Here is a 21,532-nt window from a genome sequence, read left to right on the forward strand (position 1 = left end):
GGTGAGTGAACGGAAAATCGCGACCAAAATCCGATCGTCAGTCGCAAGCGCAGCTTCATGATCGCTTGAACTACGCAGCGCGCTACTCATGCGACCCCACCGCAGACGACGACCTGACCGCGCTTGTGCACGATCAGGTCCCCGAAAAGATCAATCCTCGCTTGCCTCGTCACTGTCCGGCCCGGTCATCATGCCCTCGGCCACAGCCTCGGTGCGCGCGCGGATGGTGCGCTCCAGCTTGTCCATCATCTCGGGATTTTCGCGCAGGAAGTTCTTGGCGTTCTCACGTCCCTGCCCGATCCGCACGGAATCATAGGAGAACCACGCGCCCGACTTCTCGACCACACCGGCCTTGACGCCCAGGTCCAGAATCTCGCCGACCTTGGAAATGCCTTCGCCATACATGATGTCGAACTCGACCTGCTTGAACGGCGGCGCGACCTTGTTCTTGACCACCTTCACGCGCGTAGCGTTGCCGACGATATCGTCACGATCCTTGATCTGGCCGGTCCGGCGAATGTCGAGACGAACAGAGGCGTAGAACTTCAGGGCATTGCCGCCCGTGGTCGTCTCCGGATTGCCGTACATCACGCCGATCTTCATGCGCAGCTGGTTGATGAAGATCACCATGCAGCGCGAGCGGCTGATCGAGCCGGTCAGCTTGCGCAGCGATTGCGACATGAGCCGCGCCTGCAGGCCGACATGGCTATCGCCCATCTCACCCTCGATCTCGGCGCGGGGCACCAGCGCCGCGACCGAATCGACGACCAGCACATCGATGGCGTTGGAGCGCACCAGCGTGTCGGTGATCTCCAGGGCCTGCTCGCCGGTATCCGGCTGCGAGACGATCAATTCATCGATGTTCACTCCCAGCTTGCGGGCATAGACCGGATCGAGTGCATGTTCGGCGTCGATAAAGGCCGCCGTGCCGCCCGTCTTCTGCGCCTCGGCGATCACATGGAGCGCCAGCGTGGTCTTGCCCGAGCTTTCCGGGCCATAGACCTCGATCACGCGACCGCGCGGCAGGCCGCCGACGCCGAGCGCGATATCAAGGCCCAGACTGCCGGTGGAAATCGCCTCGACCTGCATCGCCTCCTTGGAGCCCAGCTTCATCGCCGAGCCCTTGCCGAAGGCGCGATCGATCTGCGCCAGTGCTGCTTCGAGTGCTTTCTGCCGTTCCATGGTTCCCACGTTCTTCTCGCCGTCGATAAGCTTCAAGCTCGCCGTCATGTGCCTGCTCCCCATGGAAGTCAAATCCTCGTGAACCGAAAGTCACAAGGGGCATGTATCCTATTTGTTCTTATGGAACAAGAGGGGAACGAAATTTAGGGATCGCAGGTCAGGCGACCCGGCGCGGACTTGCCGCCGAGACCGGCACGACCGCAACCTTGGCAGCGGCGAGGGGAACCCCCTCCTCCGCCGTCAGCAGCGCCGGACTGCGCAAGTCCGGACGCTTGCCGGGCGCGATGCAGCGCGTTGCGGCGCTGAGCTTCTCGACCGGCACCTCCGGAGCTTCCGGCGCGGATGCGGCCTGGGCGCGGATGCTGAGATCCGCCGACCAGAGCCGCCGAACGATCGCGCCGGCCACGGCCAGCGCAGAGGGGCGTTGCGCATTTACGTTCATACCATTGGTGAACAGCGAGACGATCAGCCGGTCGCGGATTTCCTCGGAATGAAAGTCGAACAGGATGCCGATCCGGCGCGCCGAATAGCGCACCTCGCCGCGCAATATCCCGACATCCGGCAGCACGATCTGCACCCTTTCACCCACCGCGAAGCCGCTCGGTGCATCGAGATGCAGGCCGATGCCCGAGATGGAGATATCCCCCCTCGAGGCGCTGAGCATCTGTCCGTTATCGCCGATCAGCGTCACCGTCTGGCGCAGGTCGAAGCGCTCCTCGCCCCGCACGCGCGGCTTCTCTAGGCACATCATCGCCACCAGCAGCAGCATCACCATGTTGAACGCCAGCCAGAAGGCCACGACCGGCAGCAGGCCATCCTGCGTGACAATGCGATAATCGGGCAGCATGTTGATGGCGAGGCTGGCCAGACTCGCCGCCATGAGGGTGAGCGACGCGAACAGCACATAATCGCCCGGCCCGCGCTTGCCGCCCTTGGAGCCGGAGCCCTTGGGCGTCACCTTGAAGGTCAGCCCCTTCGGCGCGATCAGCGTCTTGAGCGCGGCAGGCAGGATGCGGAAGGTCTGGAAAACGGACAGGATCTGCGCCGCGAGCGGATAATAGCGGCCCGGGGCCAGCATGCTGATGCCACCGAGCAGCGCGACGATCATCGGCAGAAGGAAGAAGATAATGCCCGGCAAATCGACTCCGACCATCGGCGCCAGATTGAACAGCGCGAACAGAATCGGCGCGAGGATTGTGAAGACCGATTGCAGGCCCTGCGTCACCCACGCGGAGGGAAGGAACAGCAGCCGATAGCGGAGCTTCAGCGTGCCCCCCAGCGGGCCATGGTTGAGATAGAGAATCTGGATCGCGCCCTGCGCCCAGCGCTGGCGCTGGACGAAGAAGGCAGCGGTGCTCTCCGGCGCGAGGCCATAAGCCAGCGGCTCGTTGAGATAGCGCGTGATGTACCCCTTGCGCAGGCTGGCGAGGGTCAGCAGCATATCCTCGGTGATCGAGCCCTCGGGCAGGCCGCCGCCGATCTCGTCGAAGATCGCCCGGCGCGTCACCGAGTTGGAGCCGCAGCAGAAGGAGGCATCCCAGCCATCGCGGCCCGGCATGATCGCCTCGAAGAAGAAGCGTTGATCATCCGGCATAGCCTGCTGCAGGCCAAGATTGGTCTGCATGGGATCGTGATTGTAGAAGCTGTGCGGAATCTGGACGATTCCGATCTTCTCATTCTCGAAAAAGCCCATGGTACGGATGAGGAAATCGCGCTGAGGCACGAAGTCGGCATCGAACACGGCGACGAACGGCGCATTCGTCTGGGTGAGGCCATGGTTGATATTGCCAGCCTTGGCGCCCTTGTTGTCAGGCCGGGTGATGTACCCGGCGCCCTTGGCGAGGCACATATCCTGCACCCAGGGACGCCGCCCGTCATCCAGCACCCAGACGCGCGCCTCCGGCCAATCCATCGCGAGGCAGCCGAGAATCGTCTTCTCTAGCACCTCGCGCGGTTCATTATAGGTCGCGATGAACACGTCCACGGGGGGCAGAAGATCGGCGTTCTCCGCCCATAAAGCCCGCAGGCGGGCTTCCCCCGCATCGGCTTCAGCCGAGCGGTCCGTCGGGCGCGAGAGAATCGCCAGAAGAATGCCGGCGTCGAACAGCGCCAGCACCTCCACGATCAGGCAGGAGACCGGCCACCAAAGCTCGCTGAAGCTGCCGCCCCAGGGGATCGTATAGAAAATCCGCCAGTGCAGATAATTGACGATAGCCGCGGCAATCGTCGCCACGATGCCAACGCGCGACGGCCATAGCCCGCCAAATATGACGAAGGCGCCCAGCACCAGCGCCAGCGAGGCCCAGGGCGCCGTGAAAGCGACGTCGGTCATAGGGCTTAGAGGCTGCGGCTGAACCGCACCTCGGCCAGACGCCCCACATCGCATTTGCGCGCGGCATCGGCCTTGGCCGGCACCTGCTCGGGCAGCGCAACATCGACGATGATCTCGCGCGCTTCCGGCAGGGAATAGGTCGATGCGGCGAGCAGGCCTTCCTGCCGGCGACCGGCGGCGCCGGTGATCGCGATGACCCGGCCCTTCATCCACTCGCTCGCGCCAATCATGCGGATGTTCGCGGGCGAGCCGGCGTGGATCACCTCCGCCTTGCGCTCGGGCAAGGCCACCTGCACGAAGCGTCGGCGGCAATCGACCAGATCGACAACCGGCTCACCGGCTCGAATGGAGGTGCCGGAACTGGCGGTGGTCGCCCAGACCAGCGTGCCAGCCGGGGCCACATAATTGGCGCGGGCCTGCGCATCCTTCAACCGGAGCTGAGTTTGGGTATATTCGGCATTGGCGTCGGTGAGCATCTTCTCGATGGTCTGGCGCTGGAGCACCACGCGATCGGCCTGCTGCACGGCATAGGGCGCATCATTATAGCTGTCGCCCAGAAACACCCCGGCGCGCGCGGCGTTGCGGGCAATGCCGATGGACTGGATCTTGGCCCCAAGGCCGCTGCACTCGCTGTCCTTGGCGGCGAGCAAGGCGCTGGCCTTTTCCACGCCAGAGGCAGACATGAAGCCCTGCTCGGAGAGCTGGCGGGCGCGGGCCAAGCTCGCGCGAAGCTCCGTCCGCTCGGCCTGGCAACCGGACAAAGCAGCGCCAGCGGCAGATTGATCCTCGGATAGGCGCGCCGTCGTGGCGTTGGAGAACACCGTGGCACGGCGCCCCAGCCGGACCTCCTGCGCGGTCAGCTCCCCGAGCTGGCGCTTGGCGAGATCGATCTGCGCGAGGGCAATTTCGGCCCGGGCCTTGAGTTCCGCGACCTCGCCGGTGTCCTGCGAGAGATCGAGCAGATGCACGGGCGTCGGCTTCATGAAATACTGGCCATCGGCGGGCAGCGCCGCCACTGTTCCGTCAGCCGCCGCGGTCAGGCGGATGATCGGCGCGTTCACCGCCGCCTGCGTCGACACATCGTTGAACACATAAGGCGCAAAGCCAATGGCGCCCGTACTCAGCAAGGCTACCGCCAGCGCAATGCGCGTGCTGCGCGCCCGCAGGATCGTTTCAACGCGACTCATGAATACCACCACCCCTGAAAGATACCGGGCGTCTGCCCGGCGCCCACCGAGCGGGACTAGCAGTGGCGTGGTTACGATATCGTTAGCCGAAGCACGGCTGGGCCGTGTTATGCGCGGGCGGTCGCATCATCCTGCGGATCGCCCTGGCGGGCGCTCGCCAGCACATCGCGCGCGGCCTCGGCGAGTTGGGAGACCGAGAAGGGCTTGGGCAGGAAAGCCACATTCTCGATGTCGATGGACTTGCGAAGCTGCTCCTCGGCATAGCCGGACATGAACAGCACCGGGATAGCGGGATGGCTCTCCCGGACATGGCGGACCATGGTCGGGCCATCCATCCCCGGCATCACCACGTCGGAAATCAGCAGATCGATCCGCTCGGCTTCGGCAAGCCGCGCCAGACCCTGCTCGCCATCGGACGCGGTGACGACCGTGTAACCCTGCCGGGCCAGCGCACGCTCAGCGACGTTGCGCACCATGTCCTCATCCTCGACCAGCAGGATGGTGCCGGTGCCCCATGTCTCGCTGACCGCCGCCTTGCGCGGGGCCACGGGGGAAGACATGCCTTCCGAAGCGACCGCGTGCACCGGCAGATAGATGTTGAACGTTGTGCCCTGCCCCACGGTCGAATCGGAGAAGATGAACCCGTTGGACTGCTTGACGATGCCGTAGACGGTCGAGAGCCCGAGCCCGGTGCCCTTGCCGACCGACTTCGTGGTGAAGAAGGGCTCGAAAATCTTGCCCAGCACCTCGGGCGGGATGCCGGTGCCGGTGTCCGAGATGCTGAGGCCCGTATAGTCGCCGATGGGCATGATCTCGTTCTTCATCTCGCGCACATCGGCGGCAGAGACGGGGAAGGTGCGGACGGTCACCGTGCCGCCCTCCGGCATCGCATCGCGCGCGTTCACCACCAGATTAACGATGACCTGCTCGAGCTGGCCGGGGTCGGCACGAACATGGCCGAGATTGCGGCCGTGGAAGACCTCCAGCCGGATATTCTCGCCGAGCAGCCGCTTGAGCAGGCTGGAGACCTCGGACACGACATCGGGCAATTGCAGCACTTGCGGACGCAAAGTCTGCTGGCGCGAGAAGGCGAGAAGCTGGCGCGTCAGCGAGGCTGCGCGGTTGGAATTGGCCTTGACCTGCTGGATGTCGTCATAGTCGCTATCGCCGGGCGTGTGGCGCATCAACATCAGATCACAATGGCCGATGATCGCGGTCAGGATATTGTTGAAATCATGCGCCACGCCGCCGGCAAGCTGGCCGACCGCCTGCATCTTGGTCTGCTGGGCGACCTGACGCTTGAGGCGCGATTCCTCGCTATTGTCCTTGAGGCTCAGCAGCACGGCGGCCTCGCCCAGCCCCCTCACCCCGGCAAGGCTCAGGGACACCGGCTCGTCCGGCGCACCGAGCAGGCCGACCTGCATATCGCCGGACATTTGCGGGCCATTGGCAAAGCGGCGGATGGTGTCGGCCACGGCGGCGCGATCCTCCACCACCACGATATCGCCCGGATAGCTCGGCTTTTCGCCGGGAGGGATGCCGGCAGCGCGACCGAAAGCCTTGTTGAAGAACAGCAGCCGCCCTTCCCGGTCGGCCATGCCGAGGCCGAAGGGCAGCAGCGAGAGCAGGGCTTCGACATAAGCGAGGCTGGAAATGCCCTCCACCGCCGAGACGCTCTCATCCACCATGACCAGCACGATCTGGCCGGAGGGGTCATCCGGGCGCAGCGGCACCTGGATCATGCGGATGGGCACCGCCTGCTTTTCTTCCTGCGCGAAGAAAATGCGGCCCTCGGCGTCCACGCGCATATAGCCGGCGAAGTCGCGACCTTCGATGATGCTGTCGGCGCGGCCGGTCGCGCGCAGGATGAAGGCGGGATTGGCCGCACGGATGCGCCCTTCCCCACCGATCATCACGCACATCACGCCGGAATCGGACAGGCGCTCGCCCGCCTCGCCAGCCATGATGCGGCCGAAATCATCGACAATGCTGGCCTGCTGGACACTCTCGAACCGCCACAGCAGATAGTCATCCGCCCGGCCCGTGCGCGTGACCTGCAGATCGAGATGGAGGCTGCCGCGCAAAATGCCGCGCAGGGTGATTTCCCCCTCGCGCCAGGCCGCCTGCCCCGCTTGCGCCACGCGGTTCAGATCGCTCGGGGAAATGTCGATCTCGGCAGGCGCGGGATAGCCACCGAACCAGTCGCCATAATGATCGTTAGCGCACACCATGCGGCCCATCCGGTCGGTCAGGGCGATGGCGCAGCCGGCTGCATTTGCCGCCGCGCGGATCAGCGTCCAGTCCGGGTCTGCAGGCGTAGCCGGCACGACCGGCGCGAGGCTGCGCTGCGTCACCCAGAGCAGCGCTGACACCGCGAGCACGGACGCCCCGAACGCGGCGCCCACGGCAGGATCGCCAAACAGCCATAACAGCGGCGCGCCCGCCAGCAGCGCGACCAGAGCGACGAGCAGCAGCATGGGGAAGCGCGGTTGATTTGCCGTCAGATTGAGCAAATCGCCATTGCGCGCATTCGCTCCCCCATCGCTCACGAAGTCTGCCCTCCCAGCGGCAAAATTCCGTCGCCTCCGGTCTCAGCGATGTCGGATCGGCCCGCCTGACGCCCGCGCCATTTCCGCCCGATGCGGCTCTTCCACAGCCAGGAGGAGACGAAATAGCCGATTGCGGCCGAGACGACCGACACGACGAAAAGGCCGAACAGCAGCACCGGCGCCGTCGAGGACAGCAGCCAAGCCGTCCATTCCGCCAACCCGGCCTCGTGATGAATAAGTGCCATCACCTGACTGACATCGCCGGAGCGCCCCAACATGGTCGCGCCGACATAATAGGATGCGGCGAGGATGAAGGGCGTCGTCGCGGGATTGGACAGGAAGGTCATCGCGGCGGCCAGCGGCACATTCGCGCGGAATGGCAGCGCCAGCAGCGCCGCGCCGGCAATCTGCAGCCCGGGGATCAGCAGGAAGATGCCGACGAGCAAACCCAGGGCCACGCCACGCGGCACGGACCTGCGGGTGAAGCGCCACAGCTCGGGGGCCAGCACGCGATGCGCCACCGGCTTGACGAACCGGTTTTCCGCCAGGCTCTCCCGGCTGGGCATGGACGCGCGAAACGCCTTGATCAGCCGGCGCTTGGGCATCAGCCCCGCTCCCGCATGATGCGGCCCTGCTCGCGCTTCCAGTCGCGCTCCTTGGCGGTCTCGCGCTTGTCGCGGACGTTCTTGCCCTTGGCCAGCGCCAGCTCGACCTTGGCCTTGCCGCGCTCGTTGAAATAGACGCTCAACGGCACCAGCGTCATGCCCTGCCGGGCGACGGCGCCGTGCAGCTTGGCGATCTCCCGCTCGCGCAGCAGCAGCTTGCGGGGGCGCTTGGGCTCATGATTGAAGCGGTTGCCGTGGCTGAACTCGGGGATGTTGCTGTTGATCAGCCAGATCTCGTCGTCTTTCACCTCGGCATAGCTCTCGGTGATCGAGCCATCGCCAAAGCGCAGCGATTTGACCTCGGTCCCGCGCAGCATGATGCCCGCTTCGTAAACGTCCTCAATCGCGTAATCGAAACGGGCGCGCCGGTTCTCGGCCACGGTCTTGACCTTGTTGAATGTCGCAGGGCGCGGGCGAGCCATTGGAATCTTTCTGTAATGAGCGCCAGATTTAGGCGATGTGACCGGCCTAAACCAGCCCCGCGATCTCAAGAGCGCGGTCTACCGTCGCACGCGAGGCACCTGATGGCCATGTTATCGGCAGCCGCAGCTCGCAGGGCATCTCCGGTCGTACCCGCGAAAGCGCATATTTGATGGGCCCCGGTGAAGAATCGGTGAAGAGCGCATCGTGAAGTGGGTAGAGCCGGTCCTGCAGCGCCAGCGCATCCTTCCAGCGATCCTCAAGGCAGGCATTCTGGAAATCGGCGCACAAACGCGGCGCGACGTTGGCCGTGACTGAGATGCAGCCCCGGCCACCCATGGCGTTGAACGCCAGCGCCGTTTCGTCATTGCCGGAAAGCTGGCACCAGTCCGCCCCGCAGGCGAGGCGCTGGGCGGTCACGCGGCCGATATTCCCGGTCGCATCCTTAAGGCCCACGATGCTCGGAAATTCCTCGACCAGCCGGTGCAGCACCGGCACGCCGATATCCACGATGGAGCGGCCCGGAATATTGTAGAGCACGATGGGCAGATCGCAGCGCGAGGCCAGATAGGCGAAATGCTGGTACAACCCCTCCTGGCTCGGCTTGTTGTAATAGGGCGCGACGACCAGCGCGGCATCGGCACCGGCGGCCTGCGCGGCGAACATATGTTCCAGCGCGATCCGGGTATCGTTGGAGCCAGCGCCGGCAATCACCGGCACCCGCCCGGCCGCCTGCTCGACGCAGATCCGCACGACGCGATTATGCTCCTCGATGGTCATCGTGGCGCTCTCACCGGTCGTTCCGCACGGCACGAGGGCGCTCGATCCCTCCTCGATTTGCCAGTCCACAAAGCTGCGGAAAGCGTCCTCATCCAGCCGATCATTGCGAAACGGGGTGATCAGCGCCGGAATCGAGCCGGAAAACATATGAAAAAACTCCTTCAAAGCGCGCGCTCGGACAGGCATAGTGGGGCAAATGCACGCGCCCGTTCACCGTTCGATCATCGAGGCTCTGCCATAATGCTTCCCATGGGAAAAGACCTTCGCTTATCTGCTGTCGTTCTTGTTGCGGCCATGGCCTCGGCAGCGACGACCGCTTCGTCCTCGCAAAGCACGCCGACCGTCACCTGGCAGGCCGTTCAGGAGCGCCTTGCCGCTGGTGCCAATGACGAAGCGCGCACCCGCGATGCGATTGAGAACTGGCGCCGCATTGCCTCCAGCGACAGCCACGATTTCTCGGTCTACGCCAACTTCCTGCTCGCCAATCCCGGCTGGCCCGAGGAATCCAAGCTGCGCTCCTATGCCGAGCGCCGGGTGGATGCGGACGTCAACGAGCCGTCGGTCATTCTCGCCTTCTTCGCGAAATATCCGGCACGCTCCGCTCAGGCCAAGGCCATTCATGCGCTGACACTGGCGCGGATGGGCAAGCAGAGCGAGGCGCAGAAAATGGCGCGGGACGCCTGGGCGTCTGGCGCCATGGACGCCAAATGGGAGGACCGGCTGCGGATGCAGTTCGCGTCCACCCTCACGCCGGAGGACCATTTGCAGCGCGCGGATTCAGCGTTGTGGCAGCGCCGGCCAGACATCGCCGAACGCCTGCTCGCCTCCGTGCCGGTGACCCGTCAGGCGGTGGTCGCGGCGCGGATCGCCTTCCAGCGCAAATCGCCCAATGCTGCGGCCCTCATGGGTCCGGCCGATCCGGTCGGGATGATGGACGCCGGCTATCTGGCCGACAAGGCGCGCTGGCTGACCGACAATGGCGACCTTGCTGCGGCCCGCGGCCTGCTCGGCAACCGCACGGCGCTGATGCAGCGCCCGACCGACCCGGAAAAATGGTATGAGGTGCTGCTGGCGCAAGCCCGTGCGGCGAACAATGATAATCAGTTCAGTACCGCCTTTGCCATTGCTTCCAAGGTCGATGATGCCTTCCCCCGTGGGACAGACATCAGTGCGCAATCGCTGGGCGTGCGCGATGATTATACCAGCCTCACATGGCTGGCGGGCATGATCGCGCTCAACAAGCTGAACCGCCCCGCCGACGCCGAAGCGATGTTCGACCGCTATGCCAATGGCGCCAAATCGGGCCAGACCAGCTCCAAGGGCCATTATTGGGCCGGACGCGCCGCGCTGGCTGCTGGCCGGCAGGCGCAGGCGACTGCGCATTTCGAGAAGGCCGGCAGCTATCCCGATCAATATTATGGCCAGCTCGCGCTCGAGCGTCTCAAACGCCGCGTCAATCCCGATGCGCTCGCCAGTGCCGTGCGCCCCAGCGCCAGCGAGCGGGCCGCATTCATGGCGCGACCGGTGGTGCGCGCCGCCAGCCTGCTCGGCCGCAACGGGCAGACCCGCGACCAGTCGCTGTTCATCCGCGCCATTGCTGACAATGCGCAGACGGACACGGAGCTGGCGCTTGCCGGCGAACTGGCGCAAGTCCTCGGCCGCCCGGATTTGGGCGTCATGGCCGCACGCAGCGCCGGCCGCAATGGCCTGAGCGCCGCGCCCGACTACAGCTTCCCCCGCATGAACGTGCCGCTGAGCGACCGCTCCAACTGGACGATGATTCACGCGATCACCCGGCAGGAAAGCCAGTTCGACCGGGCCATCGTGTCCCACGCCAATGCGCATGGACTGATGCAGCTGCTGCCCTCCACGGCGCGAGAAGTCGCGGGTAAGATCGGCATGAGCTTCAACCAGAGCTCGCTCTACGACCCGAACTATAACGTGCAGCTCGGCAGTGCCTATTTCCAGCAGCTGCTGCGCTATTACAACGGCAGCTACCCGCTCGCCATCGCCGCCTATAATGGCGGCATGGGCCGGGTGAACCGCTGGCTGCAATCCAACGGCGACCCGCGCCTGCCCGGCGTGGACATGGTCCAGTGGATCGAGGACATTCCCATTTTCGAAACGCGCAATTATGTGCAGCGCGTGCTGGAGAATGCGGTGATCTATGACATGCTGAGCCCCGTGCAGAGCACCGCTGACTTGGCGCCGCTCAGCCGGTTCCTGGGCAAGTCCCTGCCCGGCTGAGGACCGTCCGCATCCAGCTAATCCGACCTTTCGACCCAGAACAGAATAGAGATCATGACTGAAAGAGAGACGAGTTCCGCGCCCGCATCGACGCCCATCGCCGGGCCTGCCGACGCCGCCGAGACCGACGAGAAGCGCGGGACCAAGGCCTTCTGGGCCGGCGTCGGCATCGGATCGGCAGCGCTCGCGGCGGCCCTGATGTACGCCAGCAAGCGGCCGAAACGCCGGGGCAAATGAGCGCGCTTCCTCGGCCGAACTACATCACGCCGGGCGGTTTTGCCGCGCTGCGCGCCGAATATGACCAGCTTCTCGGGGAAGAACGGGCCCAAGATCGTGGAGATCGTCAGCTGGGCCGCCGGCAATGGCGATCGCAGCGAGAATGGCGACTATCTCTATGGCCGCAAGCGGATGCGGGAAATCGACCGACGCCTGAAATGGCTGGCGCAGCGGATGAAGCTCGCCAAGATCGTCGAGCCCGCGCAGCAGCCGGACAAGAGCCGCATCTTCTTCGGCGCGACGGTCACGCTCGCCGATGAGGAGGACAATCAGCGCAGTGTTACCATCGTCGGCAATGACGAGGCGGATGCCGGCGCCGCTCGGATCGGCTGGGATACGCCGCTGGCGCGCGCCCTGAGAGGAGCTGCCGTGGGCGACCTGCGCCGCGTCGACCTGCCGGGCGGCAGCAAGGAATGGGAAATCCTCGCCATCAGCTATCCGCAATGATCGCGCGGACGGCCTTGCTGGGGATTGCGCTGTTGGCCGGCACTGTGCCGACGATGGCCGAAGACTGCCCGACCGGGCTGTTTATGGCCGATGCCGGGCCGGATGCAGCCTCGGCGCTGGAGATCGGCCCGGATGGTCGCTTCCGCTACATGTTCACCGCAGGCGCTGTCGATGAATCGGCGGCCGGCCGCTGGGAATGTGGGGATGACGGCACCCTGCGCCTCACCACCGAGCCGACCCCCAAGCCGGCAGCGTTCTCGCTCGCCGATGTAGCCAGCAACGGGAAAGAGCCGTTCACCCTGCTGGTCACCTGGCCCAATGGCGCGGGCGTACCCGCCGTCGACTTTAAGCTCACCCTCGAGGATGGCGACACCATCGCCGACTATACCCAGAGCGACGGCTGGACCCGCGATCTGGGCGAGCGCCGTCCGCGCTCGATTCAGGTCTCAGAAGTGTTTTTCGGCACCAAATCCGAGGTGATCCCTCTGCCCGCGCAGGAGCATCTTCGCGTCCACATCATCCTTACCCCCAATGACATGGACGTTGCCGCTTTCCGCGATACGTTGGTGACTCGCGAAGACGACAAGCTGGTTCTCCACTGGCGCGACGGCACGATGCGCTACGCCCCGGCCGCGCAGGACTGAGCGCCTCGCCATGATGGACATCCGCCCCGCCGCGGCTGCCGATTGGCCGGGCATCTGGACCGTTTTCGAGCCGGTCATCCGCGAGGGTGCGACCTTTCCCCTCGCCCGCGATCTGGATGAGGCGGGTGCCCACGCCTACTGGACCGCTCCGGACAAGCAGGTGTTCGTCGCGACATCCGACACCGGCATCGTCGGCAGCTACACCTTGCGCGCAAATTCGACCGGCCCGGCCGCCCATGTTGCCAATGCCGGATATATCGTCCGGGCCGACCAGCGTGGGAAAGGCATTGCACAGGCGCTGTGCCGCCACTCGCTGCAGACGGCCGCCGCGCAGGGCTTCCGCGCAATGCAGTTTAACCTGGTGATTTCCACGAACATCCGCGCCGTGCGCCTATGGCAGCATATGGGGTTTAGCGTGGTTGGGGCGCTCCCCGGCGCGTTTCACCACCCGGTCCATGGTTATGTCGATGCGCTCGTCATGTATCGCAGCCTCATGGATCAGGACTGAGCCGCCTCAGTCCTCGGGCTGATAGCCGAATGCCTCATGCGCCAGTTTCACGACGGCGGGATCGACGTCCGGCATCTCCATCGAGACATGCTTTTCCAGCCGGTCGGCGATGCAGGTGAGCGCCGCGATCCGCGCAGCCTTGCGATCATTGCCATCGATCACGTGCCAGGGCGCTTGCTTGGTGTCGGTCTTGGCGAACATGTCCTTGATGGCATCTAGATAATCTGCCCGCTTGTCGCGATTGCGATAATCCTCCGTGCCCGTCTTCCAGCGCTTGAAGGGATCGTCCAGCCGCTGGGCAAGCTGTTTGTCCTGCTCCTTCTGCGTGATGTGGACGAACAGCTTCACGATCGCGGTGCCGCTATCGATCTGCTGCGCCTCGAACGCATTGATCTCGTCATAGCCGCGCTTCCACTCGGCTTTTGTGCAGAAGCCCTCCACCCGCTCGACCAGCACGCGCCCGTACCAGCTTCGATCGAAGATCGCGATGTGCCTGTCTTCCGGCAGTTTCGTCCAGAAGCGCCAGAGGAAGTGGCGCCCCAGTTCCTCCGGGGTCGGCGCGCCGATGGGCCAGACCCGGAAATAGCGCGGATCGAGCAGCGACGTCATTCGCTTGATGATGCCGCCCTTGCCCGCGGCATCCCATCCTTCCAGCATCACCACGCTGCGGCGCTTGTGGATGATGTGGGCGACCTGGATCTTCTCCAGCCGCTTCTGGAGCTTGAGCAGCGCCTTGTCGAAGTCGCCGTCGAAATCGGCGCCCTTCTCATAATCGGAGAGCTTGATGGTCATGGCCGCACCCTATCGTGCGGCCAGCCATTGTCGAGAGTTTAGCTCTTTTGCGGCTCGACGACGCGGATGTGCAGTTCGCGCAGCTGCTTGAGCTCCGCGTTGGAGGGCGCGCCCATCAGCAGATCCTCGGCGCGCTGGTTCATCGGGAACAGCGTGATCTCGCGCAGGTTCACAGCGCCACACAGCAGCATCACGATGCGGTCCACACCGGCAGCCATGCCACCGTGCGGCGGCGCGCCATATTGGAAAGCGCGGTAGAGCCCGCCGAAACGGTCCTCCACATCCTGCTTGCTCAGGCCCACCTTCTCGAAGGCCTTGACCATCAGCTCGGGCGACTGGTTGCGGATCGAGCCGGACGCGATCTCGAAGCCGTTGCACACCATGTCATACTGGAAGGCCTTGATCGACAGCGGATCGGGCCCGTCCAGCGCCTCCATCCCGCCCTGCGGCATGGAGAAGGGGTTGTGCGCGAAGTCGAGGCTCTTGGAGTCCTCGTCATATTCGTAAAAGGGGAAGTCCACGATCCAGCACAGGTCGAAGCGGTCCTTGTCGATCAGGTCAAGCTGCTCGCCTGTGCGGATGCGGGCAAGACCGGCCAGCTTGGCGGCCTGCGCCTCCTTGCCGGCAGCGAAGAACATGCCATCATTGGGACCAAGGCCGAGCGCTTCGATCAGCTTGGCGGTGGCCTCCGGGCCGTGATTCTTGGCGATGGGACCACCAGGCTCGCCATCCTTGATGTTGATATAGCCAAGGCCCGAGAAGCCTTCCGAGCGCGACCAGTTGTTCATCTCATCGAAGAACTTGCGGCTGCCCGCGCCAGCCCCCGGCGCCGGAATGGCGCGGATGACGCCGCCGCTCTCGACGATGCTCGCGAAGATGCCAAAGCCCGAGCCGACGAAATGATCGGTCACATCTGTGATGATGATCGGGTTACGCAGGTCCGGCTTGTCGCTGCCATATTTCAGCATGGCTTCGACATAGGGAATGCGCGGGAAGCTGCCAGCCGGGGTGACCGGTTTGCCATCGGCAAAGGTCTCGAACACCTGCGCGATCACCGGCTCCATGGTGTTCCACACATCTTCCTGCGTGACGAAGCTCATTTCCAGATCGAGCTGGTAGAACTCGCCCGGCAGGCGGTCGGCGCGCGGATCTTCATCGCGGAAGCAGGGCGCGATCTGGAAATAGCGATCGAAGCCGGCGACCATCAGCAACTGCTTATACTGCTGCGGCGCCTGCGGCAGCGCGTAGAACTTGCCGGCATGAATGCGGCTGGGCACGAGGAAGTCGCGCGCGCCCTCCGGCGAGGAGGCGGTGAGGATGGGCGTCGAATATTCGGTGAAGCCCGCGCCTTCCATACGGCGGCGCATGTCCGAGATGATCTTTGTGCGCTTGACGATGTTGGCGTGCAGCGTCTCGCGGCGCAGATCGAGGAAGCGATAGCGCAGGCGGATATCCTCGGGATATTCCTGCTCACCAGCGACCGGGAGCGGAAGCTCCTGCGCGGCGGAGAGTACGACGGCCTCAGCCGCACGCACCTCGACCTCGCCGGTCGGCAAGTTCGGGTTCACGGCTTCCTTGGCGCGCGCCACGACCGTGCCGGTGATGGTGACGACGCTCTCGGCCTTCAGGCTCTCGATCACATCGAACACCGGGCCGCTGACTTCGGTGACGATCTGCACCATGCCATAATGATCGCGCAGGTCGATGAACACCAGATCGCCATGATCGCGCTTGCGGTGGACCCAGCCGGACAGCCGAACAGTCTCGCCGGCATTGGCGGCGCGGAGCTCCCCGCAGGTGTGCGTGCGATAGGCGTGCATGGTCTAACGGCCTTTTATTTTCACGCGCCTCATTGCGAGGGCGCCAATTGGATGACAAAGACGACTTGTGGGGGATATGGTGATACGCTCAAGCGTGCCGCCGGCCCCCAATCCGAGGACCGGCCAATAATAAGATCACCTGCCATATGCAAATCCATCCATTAATCACTGACAGCTCTTCCCTCGCCGCGCTGTGCGAGCGGTTGTCCAAGGCCGACTTTGTCGCCGTGGATACCGAGTTCATGCGCGAGAACACCTATTGGCCGGAACTGTGCCTTTTCCAGATCTCCGACGGGAAGGAAGCCGCGGCGATCGACCCCAAGGCGCCCGGGCTGGACATGGGGCCTTTGCTCGACCTGCTGGTGAACAATGAGGATGTGCTCAAGGTCTTCCACGCCGGCGGGCAGGATATCGAGATCGTTTTCAACCTCACCGGCAAGACGCCGCACCCGCTGTTCGACACGCAGATTGCCAGCATGGCACTGAGCCAGGGCGAGCAGATCGGCTACAGCAATCTGGTCGACAGCTGGCTGGGCATCCATCTGGACAAGGGCGCGCGGTTCACCGACTGGGCGCGCCGCCCGCTGGACAAGCGGCAGATCGATTATGCGATCGGCGACGTCACCCATCTCGCCGCAATCTTCCCGATGATGCTGGAGGAACTGCGCAAGACGGGGCGCGGCGTGTGGCTCAATCAGGAAATGGAGCGGCTCGCCGATCCCGGCAATTATGAAGTCAATCCGGCCGAGGCGTGGAAGCGCGTGCGCATTTCCAGCCGCAAGGCCGATGTTCTCGGCCGCCTGAAGGCGCTGGCCGCCTGGCGCGAGACCGAGGCGAAGGACAAAAACCTGCCGCGCGGACGCATCGTAAAGGACGAGACGCTGGCCGACATCGCCTCCCATCCGCCGCGCAAGCAGGAGGATCTGGGCAAGGTGCGCGGGCTTTCGGCAAGCTGGAAGGGCAATGACATCGGCGCGCGGCTGATGGCTGCGGTAGAAAATGCCGGCCCCCTGCCCCGCGACGAAATGCCCGAGCGCGATCCGGGTCGGCCCGGTCTTGGCAAGGAAGGCGCGCTGGTCGCCGATCTGCTCAAGCTGCTGCTCAAGATCCGCTCGCGAGAGATCAACGTCGCCTCGCGGCTGCTCGCCCGCGCTGACGATCTGGAGATGCTGGCGGCCGGCGTGCGCACCAATCTGCCGATTCTCGAAGGCTGGCGGTTCGAGCAATTCGGCCGCGACGCGCTGGATCTGGTGGAAGGCCGCATGGCCTTCGCGGTGCGCGACGGCAAGCTGCTGATGACCCGCACGGAAAAGCTGGCCGAGCCCAACGACTGATCGCCTGCCGGATGACCGGTGGACGCCCGCATGCTAGGCTGGCCTTTTGAGGAAAGGCCCCGCACCATGCGCATGATCGCTCCCCTTCTCGCTCTTGCCCCGCTGACGGCCTGCGCTACCGCCACGACCAGCGTGGGCGAACCGCCAATGGCCGGCAACGGCGCCTGTTCGGCGGACGGGCTGCAAAGCGCCATCGGCCAGCGCGCAACCGCAACGCTGGGCGCTGATCTGCTCGCCAAATCCGGCGCCCGCACCCTACGCTGGGCCCCGCCGCGCTCCGCCATGACGATGGACTATCGCGAGGACCGGCTGAACATCAGCTATGATGATGCGATGATGATTGAGCGGGTGAACTGCGGGTGACGGGCGGTTGGGCTGCGCCGGCAATTAGGGGGTACGACAGTGTACAGCCGTGCTGATGGCTGACTGTCCGGACGCGACGTCGTGCGAGCCCTCCTTCTCCCCTTGAGGGAGAAGGATACGGAGCCTTGTCGCCGTGAGGCGGCTAGGCGCAGTTGGATGAGGGGTACGGATCTCTGATCCGCTCGATCCTGCGGATCGACACCCCTCTCCCAGCTTCGGCTAGGCAGCAAGCTGCCAAGCCTGCGCATCCCTCTCCCTCAAGGGGAGAGGGCTTGGAAGACGTCCACTCCCCACCCCAAACCGCCCACGTCACGCATCGAGCAGATAGCCCATGCCCATGGCCTGGCCGAGCTGGCGCAGGCGGCGGTCGATGGATTCGCCGGCAAGTGCCGCATGTTCCGGGTCGAGGCGCAGGATGACCGTGCCGTCGCGCACGTCGAGCGAGCAGCCGTCCAGCGGGCCTTCCGCGCCGCCGGAGAGGCGCTGGCACAGGCGGATGGCAAGGCCCCATTGGATCGCGCGGCGCAGCAGCGGCTCGGGAGCGAGACCCGCCAGCAGCGCGGGAATGTTGGTGCCGCCGCCGAAATTCGCATGAAGCGCCTGCCCCAGCGCGGCGCGCTCGGCGGCATCCACGCCGACCCAATTACCCTGCAGGGCGAATTCCATGCCGCGTTCGGCGCGAAACTCCGGATTGGCACGCCAGCCGACATCCGCCAGCAGACAGGCCGCAAAGCGGATGCGCGCCCATTCCGGCGGATCATCGTGGAACAACGGCGCGATCCAGCCACTGATCGTGTCGCCATGGCCGACAAAGCGCCCCTGCGCCTCACCCTCGATGCGGGCGGCGACCAGAAGCGGGTCCTGATTCGCCATATCGCGCGGCAAACTCTCGTATAGCAGCCCTTCACGCAGCCCGAAGGCTGAGACGGTGAGATGGGCAGAGCGCAGCCGTTCCACCACCGCGCACAGCAGATGCGCGGCATCCGGCAGCGTGGGAAAACGCGCGCTGGAGACGCCGACCGCCTTGAGGTCCGCCTTCTGCGCGCTTTCCAGCCATTTGAGCAGCTCGGCCGGGCGATCCGGCGTCATTTCGTAATGATGCAGGATCGGCAGCGAATAATTGGTGAGGTGCATGTCCAGCCGCGCCAGCGCGCGCCAGCTGCCGCCGATCAGATAGAAGGGCAGGCCCTGCTCGATGTCGCCAAGGCCCTGCGCCTTGAGCAGCCCATCGAGATGCTGGACCAGCCCCTTGCGTCCCCGCGCGCGGACGTCGCCAATCCGAAAAATGCCGAGCGGTAGCGACACGGGCATCTCGACGCCATCAGGCCGCACGCGCACCAGTTCGAGGCTGCCGCCGCCCAGATCGCCCATGATCCCATCCGCACGCGGCATGCCGGAGAGCAGCCCGTGCGCAGAGGCCAGCCCCTCCTCCTGACCGCTCAGCACGCGGACTTCCAGGCCAATCTCCGCCGCGCGGTCGATGAAGATGTCGCGGTTGGACGCATCGCGCACGGCAGCGGTGGCAACGCAGGTGATCTGGTCCACCTCCATCTCCACGCACAGCCGGGCAAAGCGCTCCAGCGCCACCAGCCCGCGCTCCATCGCCGCCGCGCCGATCCGCCCGGACGTGCCGATCTCAGCGCCCAGGCCCGCCAGCACCTTCTCGTTGAACAGCACGAAAGGAATGCGCCGAGGCCCATCATAAACGACGAGGCGGACGCTGTTGGAGCCGATGTCGATAATCGCCGTGCGGCGGAAATGCGGCCCGTTGAGCGTCGCCTTCATCGAGCGGCGCGTCGTGCGATCCAGCAGGGTCATGGCCGAACCCCTCCCCTCAGCCACGCTCGGAGAGCGAGAGCTTTGGCACCGCGCGGGCGGAGCGCCGCGAGGCACCGCGACCGGAGAGGGACGGATTGGTCATGAAATAATGATGCAGGTTGAACGGCTTCTTCCCCGGTTTGAGGCGTGTGTAGCTGCCATCGCTGCCCAGCGCCCAGCTCTGCTCATCATCAAGCAGATTGGCGACCAGCACTTGATCGAGCACCTGATCATGGACGGTCGGGTTCTCGATCGGCAGCATATACTCAACCCGCCGGTCGAAATTGCGCGGCATCCAGTCCGCCGAGCTGATGAACAGCCTGGCGCCATTGTTGGGCAGGGACTTGCCATTGCCAAAGGCCCAGATGCGGCTGTGTTCGAGGAAGCGCCCGATCACCGATTTGACCGAGATATTCTCCGACATGCCGGGCACGCCGGGCCGCAGGCAACAGATGCCGCGCACGATCAGTTCCACCTTCACGCCCGCATTGCTGGCGGCATAAAGCTGCTCGATGATCGCGGGGTCCACCAGGCTGTTCATCTTCGCCCAGATGGTCGCGGGGCGGCCAGCGCGGGCATGCTCAATTTCCGCTTCGATCAGCGCCGCGAGCTTGTCGCGCATGTGCAGCGGCGAGAGCGTGATCATCTCCATATGCTGCGGCTCGACATAGCCGGTGATGTAATTGAACACGGCGGCGGCATCGCGCCCGGCCCGGGGATCGGCGGTGAAAAAGGATAGGTCCGTATAAATCCGCGCGGTGATCGGGTGGTAATTGCCGGTACCGAAATGGCAGTAGGTGCGAAAGCCGTTGCCCTCGCGCCGCACGACCATGGAAATCTTGGCGTGGGTCTTCCAGTCGATGAAACCGTAGACGACCTGCACACCGGCGCGCTCCAGTTGCGCGGCCCAGAGCAGGTTCTGCTCCTCATCGAACCGCGCCTTCAGCTCGACCACCGCCGTGACGGACTTGCCCGCCTCGGCCGCGTCGATCAGCGCGCGGATGATCGCGCTCTGCTTGCCAGCGCGGTAGAGGGTCTGCTTGATCGCCACCACATCGGGATCGTCCGCCGCCTGCTTGAGGAAGGCGATGACGACATCGAAGCTCTCATAGGGGTGGTGGACGACGATGTCCTTGGCGCGAATCGCGGCGAAACAATCGCCGCCATATTCGCGGATGCGCTCGGGGAAGCGCGGGGCGTAGGCCGGGAATTTGAGATCCGGCCGATCTTCCTCGACCACCTCGGCCAGGTCGGCGATGCCCATGAAGCCATCGATATCCACGACCATGGCCTCATGGCCCTGCATCATCGTCTGCAGCTTGGTTTCGACCGGCTCGGCCACGCCGCTTTCGATTTCCACGCGGATGATCCGGCCGCGCCGGCGCTGCTTGATGGCGCTTCGATAATAGCGGACGAGATCCTCGGCCTCTTCCTCGATCTCGATGTCGCTATCGCGCAGGATGCGGAACAGGCCGCTGTCCCGCACGATGAAGCCGGGGAAGAGCAAGGCCGAATAACGCCGTACCAGTGCCTCAATGGCGATGTATCGCGCATTCTTGCCCGGCACCCGGATGAAGCGCGGCAGCGTAGCCGGCAGAATCACCAGCTCCTGCACCACCTCCTTATCCGATTCGCGCAACAGGTCGAAGAACAGGCTGAGGCCCTTATTGGGAATGAACGGGAACGGGTGGGCAGGATCGAGCGCCTGAGGCGTGAGGATCGGGAAGATCTGCTCGAGGAAATGCTGGCGCATCCAGCTGTCCGCGCGGGCATCCACCGGTTCTGGGCCGATGACGCTGATATGCGCGCTGCGGAGCGCCGCATGAAGATCATGCCAGACGACCTGCTGGGCAGACATGAGCGCCTCGGCCCGGTCGCCGATCGCCTCCAACTGCTGGGCCGGGGTCAGCCCATCGACCGAGCGCATTTCGACGCCTTGGAGCTGCTGGCCCTTGAGACCGGCCACCCGGACCATGAAAAACTCATCGAGGTTGCTGCCGGAGATGGAGAGAAAGCGCAGCCGCTCCAGCAGCGGATGCGCAGGATTGCAGGCTTCCTCCAGCACGCGCTGGTTGAAATTGAGCCAAGACAACTCTCGATTGAAGTAGCGCGCTCCGTCTGCGGCGCCCGCGCCCGTGATCGAAGAAGTGGGATCGGCTTCAGACACG

Annotated in this window: 17 protein-coding genes and 1 pseudogene; 7 read left to right on the top strand and 11 right to left on the bottom strand. The window is 64.8% G+C overall.

What is annotated here, in order from left to right:
• Window positions 1-150 precede the first annotated feature (150 nt).
• The 7 genes from recA to dapA all read right to left on the bottom strand — a co-directional run bounded on the left by recA (window position 151) and on the right by dapA (window position 9,262).
• Window positions 151-1,230: a recombinase RecA gene (gene recA / locus M2334_RS09760; protein ID WP_181559446.1), complete on the bottom strand. Its 1,080-nt coding sequence runs from the start codon at window positions 1,228-1,230 to the stop codon at window positions 151-153.
• A 109-nt stretch (window positions 1,231-1,339) separates the two neighbouring features.
• A complete protein-coding gene (locus M2334_RS09765) occupies window positions 1,340-3,514 on the bottom strand; it encodes a glycosyltransferase (RefSeq protein ID WP_264605311.1) in 2,175 nt (724 codons plus the stop codon).
• A 5-nt stretch (window positions 3,515-3,519) separates the two neighbouring features.
• Window positions 3,520-4,701, bottom strand: a complete 1,182-nt coding sequence (locus tag M2334_RS09770; RefSeq protein ID WP_181559444.1) for an HlyD family efflux transporter periplasmic adaptor subunit — start codon at window positions 4,699-4,701, stop codon at window positions 3,520-3,522.
• Between the two features lie 107 nt (window positions 4,702-4,808).
• Window positions 4,809-7,178: a response regulator gene (locus tag M2334_RS09775; protein WP_264606068.1), complete on the bottom strand. Its 2,370-nt coding sequence runs from the start codon at window positions 7,176-7,178 to the stop codon at window positions 4,809-4,811.
• A 68-nt stretch (window positions 7,179-7,246) separates the two neighbouring features.
• The gene (locus M2334_RS09780) at window positions 7,247-7,855 is read right to left on the bottom strand and encodes a DUF2062 domain-containing protein (protein ID WP_264605312.1); all 609 of its coding nucleotides are present in this window, start codon (window positions 7,853-7,855) and stop codon (window positions 7,247-7,249) included.
• Window positions 7,855-8,337 carry an SsrA-binding protein SmpB gene (smpB, locus tag M2334_RS09785; RefSeq protein WP_264570111.1) on the bottom strand — a complete coding sequence of 161 codons (483 nt, stop codon included), beginning with the start codon at window positions 8,335-8,337 and terminating at the stop codon, window positions 7,855-7,857. The genes M2334_RS09780 and smpB overlap by 1 nt, the downstream gene beginning before the upstream one ends.
• 46 nt (window positions 8,338-8,383) lie before the next feature.
• Window positions 8,384-9,262, bottom strand: coding sequence for a 4-hydroxy-tetrahydrodipicolinate synthase (gene dapA / locus M2334_RS09790; RefSeq protein WP_181559441.1), 879 nt, complete (start codon window positions 9,260-9,262; stop codon window positions 8,384-8,386).
• 147 nt (window positions 9,263-9,409) lie between these two features.
• Between dapA and M2334_RS09795 the strand changes: the two genes are divergently transcribed.
• The 5 genes and pseudogenes from M2334_RS09795 to M2334_RS09815 all read left to right on the top strand — a co-directional run bounded on the left by M2334_RS09795 (window position 9,410) and on the right by M2334_RS09815 (window position 13,237).
• A complete protein-coding gene (locus tag M2334_RS09795; RefSeq protein WP_264605313.1) occupies window positions 9,410-11,362 on the top strand; it encodes a lytic transglycosylase domain-containing protein in 1,953 nt (650 codons plus the stop codon).
• Window positions 11,363-11,416: 54 nt separating this feature from the next.
• Window positions 11,417-11,599: a hypothetical protein gene (locus M2334_RS09800; protein ID WP_264587065.1), complete on the top strand. Its 183-nt coding sequence runs from the start codon at window positions 11,417-11,419 to the stop codon at window positions 11,597-11,599.
• Window positions 11,596-12,085, top strand: a pseudogene (greB, locus tag M2334_RS09805) (transcription elongation factor GreB). Before M2334_RS09800 ends, greB begins: the two are co-directional and overlap by 4 nt.
• Entirely contained in the window at window positions 12,082-12,729 is a 648-nt protein-coding gene (locus tag M2334_RS09810; protein ID WP_264605314.1) for a hypothetical protein, read from the top strand. Before greB ends, M2334_RS09810 begins: the two are co-directional and overlap by 4 nt.
• A 10-nt stretch (window positions 12,730-12,739) precedes the next feature.
• Entirely contained in the window at window positions 12,740-13,237 is a 498-nt protein-coding gene (locus M2334_RS09815) for an N-acetyltransferase (RefSeq protein WP_319801342.1), read from the top strand.
• Between the two features lie 6 nt (window positions 13,238-13,243).
• On the opposite strand, the gene M2334_RS09820 is transcribed toward M2334_RS09815, so the two are convergent.
• Window positions 13,244-14,029: a polyphosphate kinase 2 family protein gene (locus M2334_RS09820; RefSeq protein WP_264605315.1), complete on the bottom strand. Its 786-nt coding sequence runs from the start codon at window positions 14,027-14,029 to the stop codon at window positions 13,244-13,246.
• Window positions 14,030-14,067: 38 nt separating this feature from the next.
• A complete protein-coding gene (gene aspS, locus M2334_RS09825; RefSeq protein WP_264605316.1) occupies window positions 14,068-15,849 on the bottom strand; it encodes an aspartate--tRNA ligase in 1,782 nt (593 codons plus the stop codon).
• Between the two features lie 146 nt (window positions 15,850-15,995).
• On the opposite strand from aspS, the gene rnd reads away from it, so the two are divergent.
• Window positions 15,996-17,183 (top strand): ribonuclease D, encoded by a 1,188-nt coding sequence (rnd, locus tag M2334_RS09830; RefSeq protein ID WP_264570104.1) that lies wholly within the window; start codon window positions 15,996-15,998, stop codon window positions 17,181-17,183.
• A gap of 72 nt (window positions 17,184-17,255) precedes the next feature.
• On the top strand, window positions 17,256-17,546 hold the full coding sequence (locus M2334_RS09835) for an I78 family peptidase inhibitor (RefSeq protein ID WP_413716440.1): 291 nt from the start codon (window positions 17,256-17,258) through the stop codon (window positions 17,544-17,546).
• 309 nt (window positions 17,547-17,855) lie between these two features.
• Here the strand turns inward: M2334_RS09835 and M2334_RS09840 are convergent, their stop codons facing one another.
• Together M2334_RS09840 and M2334_RS09845 are read right to left on the bottom strand one after the other, a co-directional pair.
• Window positions 17,856-19,364, bottom strand: a complete 1,509-nt coding sequence (locus tag M2334_RS09840) for a Ppx/GppA family phosphatase (RefSeq protein ID WP_264605317.1) — start codon at window positions 19,362-19,364, stop codon at window positions 17,856-17,858.
• 16 nt (window positions 19,365-19,380) lie between these two features.
• The gene (locus M2334_RS09845) at window positions 19,381-21,531 is read right to left on the bottom strand and encodes an RNA degradosome polyphosphate kinase (RefSeq protein WP_181559431.1); all 2,151 of its coding nucleotides are present in this window, start codon (window positions 21,529-21,531) and stop codon (window positions 19,381-19,383) included.
• Window position 21,532: the final 1 nt, after the last annotated feature.

Origin of the sequence: Sphingobium sp. B11D3D (assembly GCF_025961755.1) — a bacterium.
Lineage (GTDB): Bacteria > Pseudomonadota > Alphaproteobacteria > Sphingomonadales > Sphingomonadaceae > Sphingobium.

Bases quoted from the DNA above. Each gene is read 5' to 3' on its own strand.
- recA (WP_181559446.1), bottom strand. From the start codon at position 1,230: ATGACGGCGAGCTTGAAGCTTATCGACGGCGAGAAGAACGTGGGAACC.
- M2334_RS09765 (WP_264605311.1), bottom strand. From the start codon at position 3,514: ATGACCGACGTCGCTTTCACGGCGCCCTGGGCCTCGCTGGCGCTGGTG.
- M2334_RS09770 (WP_181559444.1), bottom strand. From the start codon at position 4,701: ATGAGTCGCGTTGAAACGATCCTGCGGGCGCGCAGCACGCGCATTGCG.
- M2334_RS09775 (WP_264606068.1), bottom strand. From the start codon at position 7,178: ATGCTGCTGCTCGTCGCTCTGGTCGCGCTGCTGGCGGGCGCGCCGCTG.
- M2334_RS09780 (WP_264605312.1), bottom strand. From the start codon at position 7,855: ATGCCCAAGCGCCGGCTGATCAAGGCGTTTCGCGCGTCCATGCCCAGC.
- smpB (WP_264570111.1), bottom strand. From the start codon at position 8,337: ATGGCTCGCCCGCGCCCTGCGACATTCAACAAGGTCAAGACCGTGGCC.
- dapA (WP_181559441.1), bottom strand. From the start codon at position 9,262: ATGTTTTCCGGCTCGATTCCGGCGCTGATCACCCCGTTTCGCAATGAT.
- M2334_RS09795 (WP_264605313.1), top strand. From the start codon at position 9,410: ATGGCCTCGGCAGCGACGACCGCTTCGTCCTCGCAAAGCACGCCGACC.
- M2334_RS09800 (WP_264587065.1), top strand. From the start codon at position 11,417: ATGACTGAAAGAGAGACGAGTTCCGCGCCCGCATCGACGCCCATCGCC.
- M2334_RS09810 (WP_264605314.1), top strand. From the start codon at position 12,082: ATGATCGCGCGGACGGCCTTGCTGGGGATTGCGCTGTTGGCCGGCACT.
- M2334_RS09815 (WP_319801342.1), top strand. From the start codon at position 12,740: ATGATGGACATCCGCCCCGCCGCGGCTGCCGATTGGCCGGGCATCTGG.
- M2334_RS09820 (WP_264605315.1), bottom strand. From the start codon at position 14,029: ATGACCATCAAGCTCTCCGATTATGAGAAGGGCGCCGATTTCGACGGC.
- aspS (WP_264605316.1), bottom strand. From the start codon at position 15,849: ATGCACGCCTATCGCACGCACACCTGCGGGGAGCTCCGCGCCGCCAAT.
- rnd (WP_264570104.1), top strand. From the start codon at position 15,996: ATGCAAATCCATCCATTAATCACTGACAGCTCTTCCCTCGCCGCGCTG.
- M2334_RS09835 (WP_413716440.1), top strand. From the start codon at position 17,256: ATGATCGCTCCCCTTCTCGCTCTTGCCCCGCTGACGGCCTGCGCTACC.
- M2334_RS09840 (WP_264605317.1), bottom strand. From the start codon at position 19,364: ATGACCCTGCTGGATCGCACGACGCGCCGCTCGATGAAGGCGACGCTC.